This is a genomic window from Pseudomonas sp. (genome assembly GCF_050739655.1).
In the GTDB taxonomy this organism is placed as follows: Bacteria; Pseudomonadota; Gammaproteobacteria; order Pseudomonadales; family Pseudomonadaceae; genus Aquipseudomonas.
Genome location: NZ_JBOIBY010000273.1, coordinates 1 through 16,308 on the forward strand (window position 1 = coordinate 1; position 16,308 = coordinate 16,308).

The following is a 16,308-nucleotide window of genomic DNA, read 5'->3' on the forward strand; positions in this document are numbered from 1 at the left end:
CTATCGCTGGCAAGCCAGCTCCCACAGGGTTTTGTGTCATACGCAAATTATGAGACCGACGCCGTAACTGTGGGAGCTGGCTTGCCAGCGATGAGGCCCTGATTTCCAACATCATCTGAGGCTGACACACCGCCTTCGCGAGCAAGCCAGTTCCCACAAGAGGATCTGGCTTTAGCTGCCCCAGACGCGCTGCGCCTTGGGCGCCTCGGCCAAGATTGCGTCCACTGCTGCGCCGATTTCCTCAACCTGCCACAACGCCCCTTTGTCACGGGTAACACCAGTGCGCCAGCCATCCCCCAGGGAAATCCGCCCGCCCTGGCTTTCGAACACCTGCCCACTGACATGTGCCGACGCCGCACTCCCCAGCCACACCACCAACGGCGCAACGTTCTCCGCCGCCCAGGCATCAAAGCTGCCATCTTCAGGCTTCTTCACCACATCAGGCATCGCGCTTTCAGTCATCGAAGTCCGTGCCGCCGGCGCCAGCGCGTTGGCCGTCACGCCATAGCGCGCCAGCTCGGCCGCCTGCACCAGCGTCAACGCCGCGATACCACCCTTGGCCGCCGAATAATTCGATTGCCCCACCGAACCTTGCAAACCGGCGCCGGAGCTGGTGTTGATGATCCGCGCATCCACCGGCGTCCCCGCCTTGGCCAGATCACGCCAGCGCCGCCCGAGGATATTGGCCAGGCAATAATGTCCCTTGAGATGCACGCGCATGACCATGTCCCAATCCTCCTCGCTGAGGCTGATGAACATGCGATCGCGCAACACCCCGGCGTTGTTGATCAGCACATGCACTTCACCGAACGCCGCCAACGCTGCATCGACGATGCATTGCGCGGTGGCGAGGGTAGTGATGTCGTCGCTATTGGCGATGACCTGGCCGCCATTGGCACGGATCTCGCCCGCCACATCGGCTGCGGCCTCGGCGCGAATATCGTTGACCACCACATTGGCCCCTTGCGCGGCGAACGCCAGGGCGTAGGCGCGACCCAGGCCGCCGCCGGCCCCGGTGATAATCACGGTGCGGTTTGCACAGATAGACATGTTTGACTCCTTGAGAGACCGGTGGGCCGCACGCCTCAAGCGACGGCCCGGAAGAAAGAACTACAAGCGTTCGATGATCGTCACGTTGGCCTGGCCGCCGCCTTCACACATGGTTTGCAGGCCATAGCGGCCACCGCTGCACTCCAGTTCATTGAGCAACGTGGTCATCAAGCGTGCACCGGTGGCGCCCAACGGATGACCCAGGGCAATGGCGCCGCCATTGACGTTGGTACGCGCAGGGTCGTAATCCAGCTCCTTGGCCCAGGCCATGACCACCGAAGCAAAGGCTTCGTTGATCTCCACCCGGTCGATGTCGGCCATGCTCAGGCCGCTTTTGGCCAAGGCTCGGCGGGTCGCGGCGATCGGTGCCGTGAGGTGCCAGATCGGATCGTCACCCAGCACCGTCAAGTGATGGATGCGAGCGCGAGGCGTCAGGTCATAGCGCTTGAGCGCCGCTTCGGACACCACCAGCAGCGCGGCCGAGGCGTCGCAGGTCTGGCTCGACACGGCGGCGGTAATCGACGGGAACTGCGGGTCCACCGGTTGCAGCTCGGCCATCTTCGCCAGGCTGCTCTGACGCGGGGTTTCATCCACCGCCAGGCCCTGGCAACTGACAATTTCCCGGGCAAAACGACCACTGGCGATGGCCGCCAGGGCGCGCTCGTGGCTTTGCAGCGCGAAGACTTCCATCTGTTCGCGACTGATCTGCCAGTGATCGGCGATCCGTTGCGCGGCGTAGAACTGGTTCACCGGCTGCTCACCAAAGCGCGCACGCCAACCAACACTGCCCGAGAACGGGTCGGTAAAACCCAGGGGCTGGCCGGCCAGCATCGCCGAGGAAATCGGGATCTGGGTCATGGTTTGCACCCCGCCCACCGCGACCACGTCCTGGGTGCCGCTCATCACCGCCTGCGCGGCGAAATGCAGCGCCTGTTGCGACGAACCGCACTGACGATCCACGGTGGTGCCGGGCACCGTCAGCGGCAAACCGGCCGCCAGCCAACTGGTGCGGGCGATGTCGCCGGCCTGAGAGCCGATGGTGTCGACGCATCCGAATATCACGTCGTCGTAATCTTCCGGCGGAATCACGTTGCGCTGCACCAGCGCCTTGAGCACATGGGCGCCCAGGTCAATGGCGTGGATCTCGCTCAGTGAGCCCTTGCGTTTGCCAGTGGGACTGCGCAGTGCATCAACGATATAGGCTTGGGCCATGACTCATTCCTCGAAAGTGTGTCCCGGCCCGAGGCCAGTGGTGTCGGCAAACAGGTAGTCGCTGACACGGGTTTTGTGAAAACCGCGATCGCCCCAGGACGCATCGAGGGCCCAGGCGCGTTTCATGAACATCTGCAAATCCACTTCCCAGGTGTACCCCATCGCGCCGTGCACCTGGATGCCCTTGCGCGCAGCGATCCAGCTCGCTTCGTTGGCCGCCAGCCGCGCTTGGGAAACCCAGGCGCCCGCGTTGACGTCACCCCGCGCCAGGGCGTGGGCGGCGCGGTACAGCACCGGCTTGGCCTGTTCGATGTAACGGGCGACATCGGCCAGGTGATGCTTGACCGCCTGGAAGCTGCCGATCGGCTTGCCGAACTGCTTGCGCTGGGCCACGTAGTCCACCGACAAATCCAGCATGCGTTGCGCCAACCCGAGCAACTGCCCGGCTACCGAAAGAGCGCCCCGGTCGAGCAAGCGGGCTTGCAGAGCGCGGCCCTGCTCGCCACTGGCGATGCAGGTCGCCACCGTCGGGGTCCAGACTACGTCGCCCAGGCGTCGCGAGGCATCGATGCTCGGTCGGGATTGCACGTCCACCTGTGAGCGATGCACCACATGGATGTCATCGCCGTCGGTAAGGATCAGCACTTCGGCCGCTTGCGCATCGCTGACCAAGGCATTGACCGGATGACTGATCGCCAGGCGCAAACTACCGTCGGCAATGCGAGGCAACAGCTCGGCGCGGGCCGGATGCCCTGCCGGCAGACCGGCCAGCAGGCCGCTGGCAACATAAGCGGTGTCAGCCAATGAGTCGGGAATGGCGTAGTAACCCAGCTCCTGGGTCATCAGCGCCCAGGTCACATCGTCCATGCCCAACCCGCCTTCGGCCTCGGGCACCGACAGCGCGGTCAGGCCCTGTTCGGCAATTTTGTTGCGCAGGTCGCTGGAGCGCCCGACATCGGTTTCCCAGATTTCCCGAAGCATCTCGGGAGCGGCTTCGGTCATCAGGAAACGACTGATGGCTTCGCGGAACGCCAACTGGTCATCGTTAAAAGTGAAGTCCATGGCGGTTCCTTATTTCGGCAAACCGAGCATGCGCTCGGCAATGATGTTGCGCTGGATTTCGTTGGTGCCGGCGTAGATCGGCCCGGACTGGGCAAACAGGAAGCCTTCCAGCCAGCCCGCCGAATCGTCCGCCTGCGCGCCTTTTGCCAGCAGTTCACCGCGCGCGCCGAGAATGCGCATCGCGGTCTCGTGCATCTTCAAGTCCAGCTCCGACCAGATGATCTTGTTGATGCTCGACTCGGCACCGATCTGCTCGCCTCGGCTCAAACGCCCGACGGTGTGATAGGCCGACAACGCATAGGCTTCGGCGCCCATCCAGGTCTCCAGTACCGCGTCGCGCAGGCCCGGATCGCGGTCGGCGCTGGCGCGGTGCGCCTTGTACAGTTCGACCAGCTTGCGTGCGGTCGCCTGGAAGCGCGCTGGCGAACGCAGCAGCAGGCCGCGCTCGAAACCGGCGGTGGCCATCGCCACGTGCCAACCCTGCCCTTCGGCGCCAATGCGGTTTTCCACTGGCACGCGCACGTCGTCGAAAAACACCTCGGCGAAGGCGTCTTTGCCGTTGAGCGCCTTGATCGGGCGAATGCTCACACCGGGTGTGTCCAGCGGCACCATCACGAATGACAGGCCGTGGTGACGACTCGATCCCGGCTCACTGCGGAACAGGCCGAACAACCAGTCGGCGTAGATGGCCCGGGTCGACCAGGTTTTCTGCCCGTTGATCACGTAGTGGTCGCCATCGAGCACGGCCTTGCTGGTGATCGCCGCCATGTCGGAACCGGCGTTGGGCTCCGACCAGCCTTGCGCCCACATGTCCAGGCTGGCGGCCATGCGCGGCAGAAAGCGGCGTTTCTGTTCAGGGGTGCCGAACTCCATCAGCGTCGGCCCCAGCAACAGCTGACCGTTCTGGTTGACGCGCATCGGCGCGCCGGCCCCGTAATACTCTTCCTCGAAGATCAGCCACTCGATCAGATCGCAGCCACGCCCACCGAGATCGGCCGGCCACATCACCATCGACCAGCGGCTTTCGAACAGCTTGGCCTCCCAGGCGCGGTGCTGTTCGAAGCCTTCGCGGGTGTCGTAACTGGCCATCGGTTCGCGTGGCAGGTTGGCCGCCAGCCAGGCGCGGACTTCGGCGCGGAAAGCGTTTTGCTTGGGGGTGTAAGTCAGGTCCATGGCGTTATCTCAGAACTTGGCGTCGCGTTTTTCGACGAAGGCCCGGCGCGTTTCCGCAGAATCCGGGCTGCTGTAGGCCTGCATGGTGAAGCCCTGTTCCCAGCGATACTTGTCCTCAAGGTTGCCGTCCTCGATGCCGTTCAGGGCTTCCTTGGCGATGCGGATCATCCCCGGGCTTTTGGCGGCGATCTTCGCCGCGATCTCCAGGGCGGTTTCACGCAAGTGATCCTTGCTGACGATGCGCTCGATAAAGCCGTATTGCAGAGCTTCGCGGGCGCCGATGCTGTCGCCGGTAAAGAACAGATAACGGACTTTCTGCACCGGAAACAGGCGCTGCAAATGCGCACCGCCACCCATGGCGCCACGGTCGACTTCCGGCAGGGCGAATGTCGCGCAGTCGGAGGCGATGACGATGTCTGCCGCCCCGGTGATGCCGATGCCGCCGCCCAAAACAAAACCATGCACCGCGACGATCACTGGCACCGGGTTACGGTGCACGGCCTTGAAGGTCGCGTAGTTGCCGGCATTGACCTCGACGATGCGCTCGGGGTGCTTGTCCAGTTCCTTGATGTCGACGCCGGCGCAGAAACCGCGACCTTCGGCGCGGATCACGATCACCCGTACTTCGGGGTCGGCGCCCAGGGCTTCGATCTGTCGCGCCAGGGCCTGCCATTCCTGGCTGTCGAGGGCGTTGACCGGTGGTTTGGCGATCACCAGTTCAGCGATCCCCTGATTGAGTTGAGTCGTAAATGCCTGGTTCACAGGGGTGCTCCAATGCTGGCTGGATGATTTTCGGTTGGGGTCTGGCTGCGGGCCAGCAGCGCGTCCAAGCAGTGCTGGGCCTCGCTGGCGATGCCTTCGATGACTTCACGGCAACTGAGTAATTCGCCAATGGCCGCAGCAACCTGGCCGCTTGGCAGGATGCCCTCGTCCGGGACGCCATCGACCATCGAGCGCTGCAATAGCACCGGCTGGTTGGCGGCCATCACCACTTGCGACAGCGCCGACGGGTCTTCACGCAATGCGCGCACGAACACTGAAACCATGTGGCCCAAACTCATGCCGGTCTGCTGTTTCCACGACCAGGCACTGCCCAGGGCAATGCGCAGGCGGCCAAAGGCGCTGGCACGTTCCAGGTGATTGATGAAGCGGTTTTCGATCATGCGGTGGCGCATGCCATCCACCGCGAGGGTCACCCGTACCTGCTGCGGATCGTTGACCTTCAGATAGCGCTCAAGGGTCGCGGCCGGGGTCGGCGATTCGCGGGTCATGAGAAACCGCGTGCCCATGGCAATGCCGGCGCCGCCTGCGGCCAGCACAGACGCCAGGCCACGGCCGGTGGCGAAACCACCGGCTGCGATCACTGGCACCTTGACCGCTGCCAGCACCTGGGGCAGCAGGATCGAACTCGGCACGCCGCCCGTATGGCCGCCGCCTTCGCCGCCCTGGATGGTGATCATATCGGCGCCCAATTCCACCGCCTTGATCGCATGCTTCAAGGCGCCGACCGTGGGAATGCACAGCACGTTGGCTGCCTTGAACCGTGCGATGGTCTGTTTGTCCGGGCCGCGTCCGTAGCTCACGGCACGCAGGCGGTATTGGATCGCCAGGTCCACGCACTGCGCGGCGTTGTCCTGGAACATATGAAAGTTGAGGCCGAAGTTGCTGCCGCCAGTGGCGTCGATCACCTTGCGGATCTCGCCTTCCAGCTCATCGGCGGCGATGGTCGCCCCGGCCAGGAAACCGAAGCCCCCGGCCCGAGTCGTGGCGATCACCAGGTTGGCGTCGGCGACCCAACCCATGGCGGTTTGCACAATCGGGTAACGGCAACCGAGAGCTTCGGTCAGCGACGTATCCAGCCAGCGGTTCATTGGCTTTTTTCCTCGGCCTGCTTGTTGGCCTTGGCCATGCCTTTGGCATCGAAGCCGCCCAATTTGTCGCCGGACAACAGCTCGTTATGGGCATGGGCAAAGTGGTGCCAGGCAAACACCGCATCCATCGCCGTGCGCTTGCCTTGCAGGTCCTCGACGTGGTTGATCGCCTGCTTGGTCAGGGCCAGGCCCATGCGCGGCTGACGGGCGATGCCCGCGGCCAGGGCATAGGTGGCCTCTTCCAGTTCATCGCGGGGCACCAGGCGGTTGACCATGCCCACCGCATGGGCACGGGCGGCGCTCATGCGGTCACCGGTGAAGAGGAATTCCTTGGCGATACGCGGGTTCATTTCATAGGGATGAGCGAAATACTCCACCCCCGGAATGCCCATGCGCACCACCGGATCCTGGAAGAACGCATCGTCGCTGGCGACGATCAGATCGCAGACCCAGGCCAGCATCAGCCCACCGGCCACACAGGCACCGTGAACCATGGCGATGGTCGGCTTGGGCAGTTCACGCCAGCGCCGGCACATGCCAAGGTACACCTCCTGCTCGCGGGCATAGAGTTGCTCGCCACCGGGCTTGTTGGTGTGGTCCCACCACAGGTGCGCACGCTCGAACGGCTTGTCGATGTCGCGCCCCGGCGTGCCGATGTCGTGGCCCGCCGAGAAATGCTTGCCGTTGCCCCGCAGGACGATGACCTTGACGCTGTCGTCGTTCACCGCTTGGCGCAGCGCGGCGTCGATGGCGTAGGTCATCTGCGAGTTTTGCGCGTTGTTGAAGGTCGGCCGGTTCAGCGTCAGCGTGGCAATGCCTTCGGCCACGCTGTACAGCACCGGGGTGTCCGTCTCGTAGACGGCCTTGTCCTCGCGGACGATGAATTCACTGTCGCTGCTGTACATGCGCTTCTCCCTGGTTCAGGCCGTACGGATGCCCGATGGATTGCCCTTGATCGCCGCGGCGCGGTAATCGTGGGGATCGAGCCTGCGGATCAGCGCCAGTTGCTCCGGGGTCGGGTGCGCGGTTTCGTGCAACTGCGCCGACTTGAGCAACGGGAAGCCGGTGTTGTCCTGCACCTGTTCGAATGTCACGCCGGGGTGCAACGAAAGCACCTGCACCGCACGCTCCGGGCCGTTGAAATCCAGTACGCAGAGGTCGCTGACCACCCAATGAATGTCCATCAGGTCACGGCGTGCGCCTTCGGGCCAACGGTCGGCCTTGAAGCCAACGCCGGAGACCATGTCCACCTCGCCGCTGACGAACACCCGGCTGTTGTGGCTGGGCACGAAGAACGAGTTGAGGTGGTTGATGCTGTTGCCGGGCAAGCCGCGCACGCCGAGGATCGCGGTCTTGGGCTTTTGGTAATCGCCGACGCAGGACAAGTTGGTCTGGCCCCAACGGTCGATCTGGGTCGGCCCGATCATCGCGTGGCGGCGTCCGCCCCACACGCACTCGAAGACCCGCTCGAAAGACATGTAGCCGGAGAAACGCGGTACGTAATCACCACGTGGCCCCAACGGAATCGGCTCCTCGACCAGGAACGCCTCGCTGTCAGTCATCAGCAGTTCCGGGCTATGGGTCAGCTTGGCCAGGCTGGCGCCCAGGCGCGGAATCACGCCAAGGCCGGAGGCAATCACTTCACCATTGCCGCGCCAGGCTTCAGAAGCGGCGACGATCATCAGTTCAGCCAGGGTGAAATCACAGGTTGCAGACATAGTCGCTATTCCTCAGAACACGGGAAGGGGCAAGGCGCCCATGGATTCGGCACCGCCGTTCTGTGCCTGATAGGCCTGCTCGCCACCGGCGATGTAGGTCTGCACATAGTCCTGCCAGCCGTTTTCTGATTGGCTGCTGGCGACGTAGCCCTTGAGATGCTTGAGGTCCCAGCCATAGTCGGGCGCGCAGATGGTCGGGTGGGCACCGAGGGGTGCGTGCACCACGCCGCTCACCAGGTAGCGTTCGAAGGTGTTGAAGCGGGCCTGATCGGCGCTCAGTTCCAGACGCTCTTCCAGGCGTTCGCAGGAGACAACGCACTTTTGGGCAGCGCGGGCGAACAGGTGATCGAAATACGGGTCCGGGCCGGTCACCAGGCAATTGCCCAGGCGGTCGGCGACGTTGACATGCAGGAAGGCCATGTCGAGGTTGAGTGCCGGCATCGCCAGCAGCACCTCGCCATCGGCATAGGGCGACTGGATGGTCTTGAGTTCCGGGTTCAGGCGAGTCACGTCAGTGGCCAGGCCGCAACGGGTCGGCAGGAACGGCAAGCGCATGCCAGCGGCACGCAGGCCCCACTGGAACATGCCTTCGTCCAGCTCCAGCAATTCCAGCTCGCCGGCTTCGCGAGCCTTGCGGTAGTAGGGTTCCAGCGGAATCGCATCGAGGGTGGCGAAGCCGAACACCAGCTTCTTGACCTTGCCGGCGGCGCAGAGCATGCCGACTTCCGGGCCGCCGTAGGCGACCACGGTCAGGTCCTTGACCGGTGAACGCAGGATCTCGCGCACGATCGCCATCGGCTTGCGCCGCGGGCCCCAGCCACCGAAACCGATGGTCATGCCATCGCGCAGTTGAGCGACCGCATCGGCCGCTGTCAGTTGTTTATTCATCATGACAATTCCTTATTGTTGGCCGACCGAAAAGTCGTGCCCCCAAATGCTCACGCGGGTGAATTCGAATGCCGAATGCTCGGCCCAGTCGACTTGCAGTCCGCCGAAGCCGTACTCCAGGTCGAAACCGGACGGCGTCTTCATGTAGAAGCTGGTCATGCGGTCGTTGAGGTGCTGGCCGAGCGTCGCCGACAGCGCCACCTCATGGGCGCGCAGACGGTCATGGGCGCGACCGACTTCGGTCATCGAATCGACCTCGACCATGACGTGCACGCAACCTGACGGCACCGGGTATTCGGCCAGCGCCAGGCTGTGGTGGCGGGCATTCTGGCAATGCAAAAAGTGAATGCGGATTGGCGGTGCCGAGGGGTCGGGGCGGAAGTTGAAAATGTCCGACAGCTCGAAACCCAGCACGTCCTTGGCGAACGCCAGCGTGGCGTCGAAGTCCGGCGCCGGCAGCACGGTGTGGCCCAGGCCCATGTCGCCGGTGACGAAGCGCGGCACGCCCTGGGGCGAAACGAACGGCAGGCAGTCGGAGCGATGGCCCCAGCTCAGTTCATGGACGTTGCCCGACGGGTCGGTGACCTTGACCAGCGCCTGCACACCGCGCTGATCGATCTCGGCGGCAGTGCCCGGTTGCCACTCGACACCGGTGGCGCTCAGGTGCTCAAGGGCGGCCTTGAATGCCGGCTCGTTGGCCAGCTCCCAACCCGAAGCCAGGTAGCGCGCTTCGCTGCCTTCGACGATCAGCATGCGAAACGGACGCTCGTCCATTTTTACGTACAAGCCACCGCCCGGCGCCGGCTGCACTTGCATGCCCAGCACGTCTTCGGCGTAACGCTGCCAATGGCTGAGGTTTTCGATCTGCGTGACGAAATAGCTCAAACCGCGAATGTCGATCATGCCTGGGTCCTCGTTGGCTGAAGGGCTTGCGTGGCCTGCATTGTGCAAAGCGCCACCCAGGGCTTCATCGTCCGTTGAGACTAAGCACCGTCATGCTCCGGGCGTGATTGATGCCCACCACCAAACCCATGAGCCACACAGATCCCCTGTGGTAGCGGGCTTGCTCGCGAAGGCGGTGTGTCAGTCAACGAAGATGTTGGATTTGCCGGCCCCTTCGCGGGCAAGCCCGCTCCCACAGGGGGCTGGCGGCGAACACAAGATTTGATACCACCCCCATTAACTGTGAGAGCTAGCCTGCTAGCGATAGGGCCTTCCCCTTCAAATAAGATGTCGAATTTGCCGCCGTCATCGCTAGCAGGCTAGCTCCCACAGTGGGCATTCACAGGGCATCGGCCCTAGTCCGTTTTAGTGATTCGAACCGCACCCCACTCGCCCCAGACTTTGCGCATCCATCCGCCTTGCAGAGACAGCCCCATGGAGTTCGCTTTTACCGAAGAACACCTGATGATTCGCGACAGTGCCGAGCGTTTTCTCGCTCAGGTCAGCGATTCACATGCCGTGCGCGCCGCCATGAGCCGCCCGGACGCCCATGACCCCGAGGTCTGGCAACGCATCGGCCAGGAACTGTACTGGCCGGCCCTGATGGTGCCCGAGCGTTTCGGCGGCATGGGCCTGGGTTTTGTCGAGCTGGCGATCCTGCTGGAACAAAGCGGTCGCTATCTGCTGGGTTCGCCACTGTTCGCCACCGCCTGCCTGGCCACCCCGGCGCTGTTGCTGGGGCACAACGAGGCCGTGCGGGAACATTGGCTGGGCGCGATTGCCGCCGGCGAAACCCGCGCCACCCTGGCCTTCGCCAGTGCTGGCGGGCTGGACGCTGGCAGTGTGCAAACCGTGGCGCACCCGCAGCCTGGAGGCTGGACCCTGGACGGCGAGTACGCTCAGGTCATCGACGGCGCGTCGGCCGATTTGCTGATCGTCGCCGCCCGCGCCCCCGGCTCCCAGGACGAATCAGGCATCAGTCTGTTCGTCTTGCCCGGTGATACGCCGGGCGTGATGCGCAATCCACTGGCCACGCTCGACCAGACCCGTCGCCTGGCACGCATCGAATTACGCGGGGTGCAGGTCAGCGAGGCGCAACAGCTGTGTGGTCCCGAACAGGGCTGGGCGGTGCTGCGTGACACCCTGCAGATCGCCGCCATCGGTCTTGCAGCCGAGCAGACCGGCGGCGCCCAACAGGCACTGGACCTGACGTTGGCGTACACCGCCGAACGCCGCCAGTTCAAACGCACCATTGCCAGTTTCCAGGCGATCAAACACCGCTGCGCCGACATGATGTTGCAAGTCGAATGCGCACGGTCGGCGGCCTACTACGCCGCCTGCGTGGCCCAGGAGCATCTGGACCCACAAGGCGATGTGGCGGTAGCTCAAGAACTGGAGCTTGCCGCCGCAACCGCGAAGATCCACGCCAGCGAAGCGTTTTTCCACTGTGCCGCCGAGTCGATCCAACTGCATGGCGGCGTTGGTTTCACTTGGGAATACGACCCACACCTGTACTTCAAACGTGCCCGCGCCAGCGAGCAACTATTGGGCAGCCCGGCGTTGCACCGCGAGCGTCTGGCCGCACACCTGATGGGAGAGCAAGCATGAAAATCGGTTTCAGTCGCGCCGACGAAGCGTTCCGCCAAGAGGTCGCCCAGTGGATGGCCGAGCACCTGAGCGGTGAGTTTGCGCCGTTGCGCTTTCGCGGCGGGCCGGGAGATGAGCACAGCTTTCCTGAAGAACGCAAAGCCTGGGAACACGAACTGGCGGGCGGTGCCTGGATCGGCGTCGGCTGGTCGAAGGAACACGGCGGACGCGGCCTGTCCATCAGCCAACAAGTGATCTTCCACGAAGAATATGCCCGCGCCGGTGGCCCCGGGCGCATGGGGCATATTGGCGAAGGCCTGGTCGGCCCTACCCTCGCCGCCTTCGGCACCCCGGCCCAGCAACAACGCCTGTTGCCAGGCATCCTCGACGGCAGCCAGTTCTGGTGCCAGGGCTATTCGGAGCCGGGGGCAGGGTCAGACCTGGCCAATGTGCAGACCCGGGCGAAACTGGATGAAACAGGCGAGCACTGGCTAATCAGCGGGCAGAAAGTCTGGACTTCCCTGGCCCATGAGGCCGACTGGTGTTTCGTGCTGGCGCGCACCGAGCCCGGCAGCCAGGGCCATCACGGTTTGTCGTTCCTGCTGGTGCCGATGGCCCAGGACAGCATTCGCGTGCAACCGATCCAGCAACTGACCGGCACCAGCGAGTTCAACGAAGTGTTCTTCGACCAGACCGTCACCCACGCCGACAACCTGATCGGCCAACCGGGCGATGGCTGGAAGATTGCGATGGCGTTGCTGGGGTTTGAGCGCGGCGTGTCGACGCTGGGCCAGCAGATGCAGTTTCACAACGAGCTCGACGAAATCATCCGCATCGCCCGAGCCAACGGCGCCGCCCGCGACCCATTGTTGCGCCAGCGCATCGCCCAGGCCTGGGCCGGGCTCAAGGTGTTGCGCTACAACTCACTGCGCATGCTGTCCGGCCCGCAGGACGGCAACCTGGGGCGCGAAGCGATGATCTACAAGCTCGCATGGTCCACCTGGCACAGCGACCTGGGCAAACTGGCGATGGACGTGCTGGGCGATGCCGCAGAAATCCTCGACGCCGCGCCCTACCAGCTCAACCGACTGCAGTCCCTGTTCCTGTTCACCCGCTCCGACACCATCTACGGCGGCAGCAACGAAATCCAGCGCAACGTAATTGCCGAACGCGCCCTGGGCATGCCTCGGGAACCTCGGGTGAATGGGTGATATAGAGAGGAGCTTTGATCGTTCCCACGCTCTGCGTGGGAATGCAGCCCGGGACGCTCTGCGTCCCATAACCAGGGCCGCTCTGCGTTCCATAACCAAAGCCGCTTTGCGTTCCATAACCAAAGCCGCTCTGCGTTCCATAACCAAAGCCGCTCTGCGTCCCAATCAAGAGCCGAACGCGGAGCGTCCGTTGAGGCATTCCCACGCGGAGCGTGGGAACGATCAGAGGTTGGGTGGAACGCCTAATTAGCGCACCCGAATCTTCGGATCACCCGCCCCACGACGCAGGGTGGCGAGGAAGCCCTCCAGCGGCGCAGGTTCGGCGATGTGCGGCAAGGCATCCTTGTCCGGGCGTTGCGCCCAGAACGCATCCCACGACGGAAACAACTCGTGGAAAGTACCGGCGTAAGGCTCACGCCCCGGCCAGCGCATTTTCAGGCCGCCAATCGGTGGTTTGTTGAGATCGGTCGCGTACCAGTAGCACGGCAGGCGGCGACGGAAACACCAGCGCCCGTCGATCCGCTCGTAGTCGTCCCAGTACAGCATCTGCATGATCACCCACTCAGGCCCGGTCTCATGCTCGTTCTTCGAATAGACCACGCCGGTGGCGTGATCGGCATCGCTGAACTCGATGATGTGCTGCCCCAGGTGATGGGAGGTGCCGTGGAACTGCTTGCGCATGGTTTCGTCCAGCCACGCCTTGAGGTGCGCGCGACCGCTCTTGTCGCGGCCCACGCGCACATCCGGGGCGAAGCAGTTGGCCATGGCATCCATGTCGCGCATGTCCAGTGCCAGTGCGTACTTGCCGGCCAGTTGGCGGATCGCGTCCAGCGATTCGAGGCGGTCGATACGCCCCAGCAATGTGTCGTTGTCCTGGCTCATCAATCGAGCACCGTGTACAGGTCCGAACCGCGCCCACCGTCCACCGCCAGGCTGGCACCGGTGACATAGGAAGCCTCGTCGCTGGCCAGGAACAGGATCGCGTTGGCCAGTTCCACCGGCAGGCCGACCCGTTTCATCGGGATGACTTTTTCGGTGTTGGTGCGGGTCTTGGCATCGCCGAGCATGCCGGCCGTTGCCGGGGTGTCGACCACGCCCGGGATGATCACGTTGCAGCGGATATTGTGCGGTGCGCCTTCGCTGGCGGCCGCCCGGCTGAAGTTGATCACCGCCGCCTTGGCCGCCGAGTAACCGGCCATCCACGCGGTGCCGAACAGGCCGCAGATCGAAGCGATGTTGACGATCGATCCGCCGCCCTGGGCTTTCATCAACTGCATCGCGGTGCGGGTGCCGAAGAACGTGCCGTCCACGGTGGTGGCGAAGTTGGCGTGCCAGTCGGCGGTGGACATCGCGTCGATACCGCCCCAGGTGTAGGCCATCGCGTTGTTGACCAGGATGTCCAGGCGCCCGTGGCGTTGCGCGGTCGCTTGCAGCGCGTCGACGTAGGCCTGCTCGTCGCTGACATCGGCCACGGCGATCTCGGCCTGCCCGCCTTGGGCGCGGATTTTTTCCTGCACGCCTTGCAGTGGCTCGATACGTCGCCCGCACAGCACCACCGTAGCGCCCTCTTCGGCGAAGCGCAGCGCGGTGGCTTCGCCGATGCCGGAACCGGCGCCGGTGACGAAAGCGATTTTTCCTTCCAGACGTTTGCTCATGGGTGTCTCCCTGATCAGATAAAGGCCATGCCGCCGTTGACGGCGACGTTCTGCCCGGTCATGAAACTGGCGTCTTCGCTGGCCAGGAACACCGCCACCTTGGCGATCTCGTCGGTCTCGCACATACGGCCCAGAGGCACGTTCTTCAGCAGCGCCTGCATGTACTCATCGGGGATGCCCGCCATCATCGGCGTGTTGGTCGGCCCCGGTACCAGGGTGTTGACCCGGATGCCGCTGGCGGCCAGCTCACGGGCGATCGAACGGGTCAAACCCATCACCGCTGCTTTCGAAGCGCAGTAGTGGCTTGGGCCATCGCCGGTCAGTGCGGCGGTGCTGGACAGGTTGATGATCGCGCCTTTACGGCCACCCTTGACCATCAACTTGGCGCCCTCACGGCAGCACAGGAAGGTGCCGCCCAGGTTCACGCCGATCACGCGAGCCCAGCTGTCGTCCGGGGTTTCGAGGAAGCTGTCCAGTGCACCAACGCCCGCGTTGTTGACCACGATATCCAGGCCACCGAAGTGCGCCTCGGTCTGCCCCATGGCATCGGCCACGGAGGCACCGTCACCGACGTTGCAGGCCAGGGCCAGGACTTTGTCACCCAGGTCTGCGAGGCTCTCGGCCAGGGCCGCCTGATTCAGATCGACAGCCACTACCTTTGCGCCCTCGGCGACGAAACCACGCACGATAGCCTGGCCCATGCCCTGCCCGGCGCCGGTCACGAAGGCCACTTTGTTGAGTAACTTCATTAGCAATCTCCCAATGTGCAAATACGCTGCGATCCGCTGCCCTTGCAGTGGTGCCGTACCTTGAATGATTAGCGGCAAGGGCCTTGGCACACATCGTCCGATGGGACTAGCGCCACGTGGTCTGAACGGACGATGCCGGCCGAGGCGCGCAGGCCCAGCATTGGCCGATGCACACCCCGTCAGGTGCGCCAGTCCCCTTCAATTCGCTGTCGCGCCTGACGCGGTTGTGCTTTTCCTATCCGCAGAACATGGAGAGCCCCATGAACCAACCCGTAGACCTGCCCCTGCCCGTCGGCCATTACGCAACGCTGCCCAACAACGGCTTGCGCCTGCATTACCTGGATGAGGGCGCAGGCCCCGTGGTCCTGTGGTTGCATGGCAGCGGACCAGGCGCCAGTGGCTTCAGCAACTTCAAGGGCAACTACCCGCAATTGGTTGCGGCCGGCTATCGCAACATCGTGCTCGACCTGCCGGGTTTCGGCCGCTCGGATAAGCCCGAGGACGTGCAGTACAACCTGGATTTCTTCGTCGACTGTGTGGCGGCATTCCTGGAGGCCATCGGTGTACGGCGTTGCACGCTGCTGGGCAATTCGCTGGGTGGAGCCATTGCCCTGGGCTTGGCCTTGCGTCTGCCGCAACTGCCACAGAGCCTGATCCTGCTGGCACCGGGCGGTGTCGAGGAGCGGGAAACCTACTTCAAGATGGACGGCATCGTGCGCATGGTCAGCCTGTTTGGCGCCGGCCCCATTGGCATGGAAGAGATGCGCAGCATGATGCGCCTGCAATTGTTCGATGATTCGATCCTGCCGGAAAGCCTGCTGCAGGAACGCGTGGCGGTAGCGGTCACCCAACCGAAAAACCTGTTCAGCACCATGATGGTGCCCAACATGGAGTCACGCCTGGGCGAGATCCAGTGCCCGATCCTCGGCTTCTGGGGCACAAACGATCACTTCAACCCCATCAGCGGCGCCCAGCGCATCATCGACGGCGCACCCAACGCCCGCTTCATCATCCTCAACCGCTGCGGGCATTGGGTCCAGGTGGAACACCGCGAACTGTTCAACCGCAGCTGCATTGATTTTTTGCAGAACGGCTAATCCCCCTTTCGATCGTTCCCACGCTCTGCGTGGGAATGCCTCAACGGACGCTCCGCGTTCGGCTTTAGAAGAGGGACGCGGAGCGTCCCGGGC

Annotated in this window: 16 protein-coding genes; 3 read left to right on the plus strand and 13 right to left on the minus strand. The window is 63.8% G+C overall.

The window, feature by feature from the left end; genetic code table 11:
* Positions 1-171: 171 nt before the first annotated feature.
* The 10 genes from ACRESJ_RS13580 to ACRESJ_RS13625 are packed head-to-tail and all read right to left on the minus strand — an operon-like array spanning position 172 to position 9,877.
* The gene (locus tag ACRESJ_RS13580) at positions 172-1,050 is read right to left on the minus strand and encodes an SDR family oxidoreductase (RefSeq protein WP_431758345.1); all 879 of its coding nucleotides are present in this window, start codon (positions 1,048-1,050) and stop codon (positions 172-174) included.
* 60 nt (positions 1,051-1,110) lie between these two features.
* Positions 1,111-2,262 (minus strand): acetyl-CoA C-acetyltransferase, encoded by a 1,152-nt coding sequence (locus ACRESJ_RS13585; protein ID WP_431758346.1) that lies wholly within the window; start codon positions 2,260-2,262, stop codon positions 1,111-1,113.
* 3 nt (positions 2,263-2,265) lie between these two features.
* Positions 2,266-3,324, minus strand: a complete 1,059-nt coding sequence (locus ACRESJ_RS13590; protein WP_431758347.1) for an acyl-CoA dehydrogenase family protein — start codon at positions 3,322-3,324, stop codon at positions 2,266-2,268.
* Positions 3,325-3,333: 9 nt separating this feature from the next.
* Positions 3,334-4,497 (minus strand): acyl-CoA dehydrogenase family protein, encoded by a 1,164-nt coding sequence (locus tag ACRESJ_RS13595; RefSeq protein WP_431758348.1) that lies wholly within the window; start codon positions 4,495-4,497, stop codon positions 3,334-3,336.
* A 9-nt stretch (positions 4,498-4,506) separates the two neighbouring features.
* Entirely contained in the window at positions 4,507-5,259 is a 753-nt protein-coding gene (locus ACRESJ_RS13600) for an enoyl-CoA hydratase family protein (protein ID WP_431758349.1), read from the minus strand.
* Positions 5,256-6,368 carry an NAD(P)H-dependent flavin oxidoreductase gene (locus tag ACRESJ_RS13605; RefSeq protein WP_431758350.1) on the minus strand — a complete coding sequence of 371 codons (1,113 nt, stop codon included), beginning with the start codon at positions 6,366-6,368 and terminating at the stop codon, positions 5,256-5,258. The genes ACRESJ_RS13600 and ACRESJ_RS13605 overlap by 4 nt, the downstream gene beginning before the upstream one ends.
* Positions 6,365-7,273 (minus strand): enoyl-CoA hydratase, encoded by a 909-nt coding sequence (locus ACRESJ_RS13610; RefSeq protein WP_431758351.1) that lies wholly within the window; start codon positions 7,271-7,273, stop codon positions 6,365-6,367. The genes ACRESJ_RS13605 and ACRESJ_RS13610 overlap by 4 nt, the downstream gene beginning before the upstream one ends.
* 15 nt (positions 7,274-7,288) lie before the next feature.
* On the minus strand, positions 7,289-8,086 hold the full coding sequence (locus ACRESJ_RS13615) for a CoA-transferase subunit beta (protein WP_431758352.1): 798 nt from the start codon (positions 8,084-8,086) through the stop codon (positions 7,289-7,291).
* 12 nt (positions 8,087-8,098) lie between these two features.
* On the minus strand, positions 8,099-8,974 hold the full coding sequence (locus tag ACRESJ_RS13620; RefSeq protein WP_431758360.1) for a CoA transferase subunit A: 876 nt from the start codon (positions 8,972-8,974) through the stop codon (positions 8,099-8,101).
* A gap of 12 nt (positions 8,975-8,986) precedes the next feature.
* Positions 8,987-9,877 (minus strand): VOC family protein, encoded by an 891-nt coding sequence (locus ACRESJ_RS13625; protein WP_431758353.1) that lies wholly within the window; start codon positions 9,875-9,877, stop codon positions 8,987-8,989.
* A gap of 474 nt (positions 9,878-10,351) precedes the next feature.
* Here ACRESJ_RS13625 and ACRESJ_RS13630 point away from each other — a divergent pair, with 474 nt between their 5' ends.
* On the plus strand, positions 10,352-11,524 hold the full coding sequence (locus tag ACRESJ_RS13630) for an acyl-CoA dehydrogenase family protein (protein WP_431758354.1): 1,173 nt from the start codon (positions 10,352-10,354) through the stop codon (positions 11,522-11,524).
* Positions 11,521-12,714, plus strand: coding sequence for an acyl-CoA dehydrogenase family protein (locus tag ACRESJ_RS13635; RefSeq protein WP_431758355.1), 1,194 nt, complete (start codon positions 11,521-11,523; stop codon positions 12,712-12,714). The genes ACRESJ_RS13630 and ACRESJ_RS13635 overlap by 4 nt, the downstream gene beginning before the upstream one ends.
* A gap of 246 nt (positions 12,715-12,960) precedes the next feature.
* Here ACRESJ_RS13635 and ACRESJ_RS13640 read toward each other — a convergent pair whose 3' ends face one another.
* Genes ACRESJ_RS13640 through ACRESJ_RS13650 form a run of 3 tightly spaced genes read right to left on the minus strand, consistent with a single transcriptional unit; the run spans position 12,961 to position 15,118 of the window.
* Positions 12,961-13,596 (minus strand): nuclear transport factor 2 family protein, encoded by a 636-nt coding sequence (locus ACRESJ_RS13640; protein ID WP_431758356.1) that lies wholly within the window; start codon positions 13,594-13,596, stop codon positions 12,961-12,963.
* The gene (locus ACRESJ_RS13645; RefSeq protein WP_431758357.1) at positions 13,596-14,369 is read right to left on the minus strand and encodes an SDR family NAD(P)-dependent oxidoreductase; all 774 of its coding nucleotides are present in this window, start codon (positions 14,367-14,369) and stop codon (positions 13,596-13,598) included. The genes ACRESJ_RS13640 and ACRESJ_RS13645 overlap by 1 nt, the downstream gene beginning before the upstream one ends.
* A gap of 14 nt (positions 14,370-14,383) precedes the next feature.
* On the minus strand, positions 14,384-15,118 hold the full coding sequence (locus tag ACRESJ_RS13650; RefSeq protein WP_431758358.1) for an SDR family NAD(P)-dependent oxidoreductase: 735 nt from the start codon (positions 15,116-15,118) through the stop codon (positions 14,384-14,386).
* Positions 15,119-15,378: 260 nt separating this feature from the next.
* On the opposite strand from ACRESJ_RS13650, the gene ACRESJ_RS13655 reads away from it, so the two are divergent.
* Positions 15,379-16,215 (plus strand): alpha/beta fold hydrolase, encoded by an 837-nt coding sequence (locus ACRESJ_RS13655; RefSeq protein ID WP_431758359.1) that lies wholly within the window; start codon positions 15,379-15,381, stop codon positions 16,213-16,215.
* The last annotated feature ends 93 nt before the right edge of the window (positions 16,216-16,308 follow it).

Bases quoted from the DNA above. Each gene is read 5' to 3' on its own strand.
- ACRESJ_RS13580 (WP_431758345.1), bottom strand. From the start codon at position 1,050: ATGTCTATCTGTGCAAACCGCACCGTGATTATCACCGGGGCCGGCGGC.
- ACRESJ_RS13585 (WP_431758346.1), bottom strand. From the start codon at position 2,262: ATGGCCCAAGCCTATATCGTTGATGCACTGCGCAGTCCCACTGGCAAA.
- ACRESJ_RS13590 (WP_431758347.1), bottom strand. From the start codon at position 3,324: ATGGACTTCACTTTTAACGATGACCAGTTGGCGTTCCGCGAAGCCATC.
- ACRESJ_RS13595 (WP_431758348.1), bottom strand. From the start codon at position 4,497: ATGGACCTGACTTACACCCCCAAGCAAAACGCTTTCCGCGCCGAAGTC.
- ACRESJ_RS13605 (WP_431758350.1), bottom strand. From the start codon at position 6,368: ATGAACCGCTGGCTGGATACGTCGCTGACCGAAGCTCTCGGTTGCCGT.
- ACRESJ_RS13610 (WP_431758351.1), bottom strand. From the start codon at position 7,273: ATGTACAGCAGCGACAGTGAATTCATCGTCCGCGAGGACAAGGCCGTC.
- ACRESJ_RS13615 (WP_431758352.1), bottom strand. From the start codon at position 8,086: ATGTCTGCAACCTGTGATTTCACCCTGGCTGAACTGATGATCGTCGCC.
- ACRESJ_RS13620 (WP_431758360.1), bottom strand. From the start codon at position 8,974: ATGAATAAACAACTGACAGCGGCCGATGCGGTCGCTCAACTGCGCGAT.
- ACRESJ_RS13625 (WP_431758353.1), bottom strand. From the start codon at position 9,877: ATGATCGACATTCGCGGTTTGAGCTATTTCGTCACGCAGATCGAAAAC.
- ACRESJ_RS13630 (WP_431758354.1), top strand. From the start codon at position 10,352: ATGGAGTTCGCTTTTACCGAAGAACACCTGATGATTCGCGACAGTGCC.
- ACRESJ_RS13635 (WP_431758355.1), top strand. From the start codon at position 11,521: ATGAAAATCGGTTTCAGTCGCGCCGACGAAGCGTTCCGCCAAGAGGTC.
- ACRESJ_RS13640 (WP_431758356.1), bottom strand. From the start codon at position 13,596: ATGAGCCAGGACAACGACACATTGCTGGGGCGTATCGACCGCCTCGAA.
- ACRESJ_RS13645 (WP_431758357.1), bottom strand. From the start codon at position 14,369: ATGAGCAAACGTCTGGAAGGAAAAATCGCTTTCGTCACCGGCGCCGGT.
- ACRESJ_RS13650 (WP_431758358.1), bottom strand. From the start codon at position 15,118: ATGAAGTTACTCAACAAAGTGGCCTTCGTGACCGGCGCCGGGCAGGGC.
- ACRESJ_RS13655 (WP_431758359.1), top strand. From the start codon at position 15,379: ATGAACCAACCCGTAGACCTGCCCCTGCCCGTCGGCCATTACGCAACG.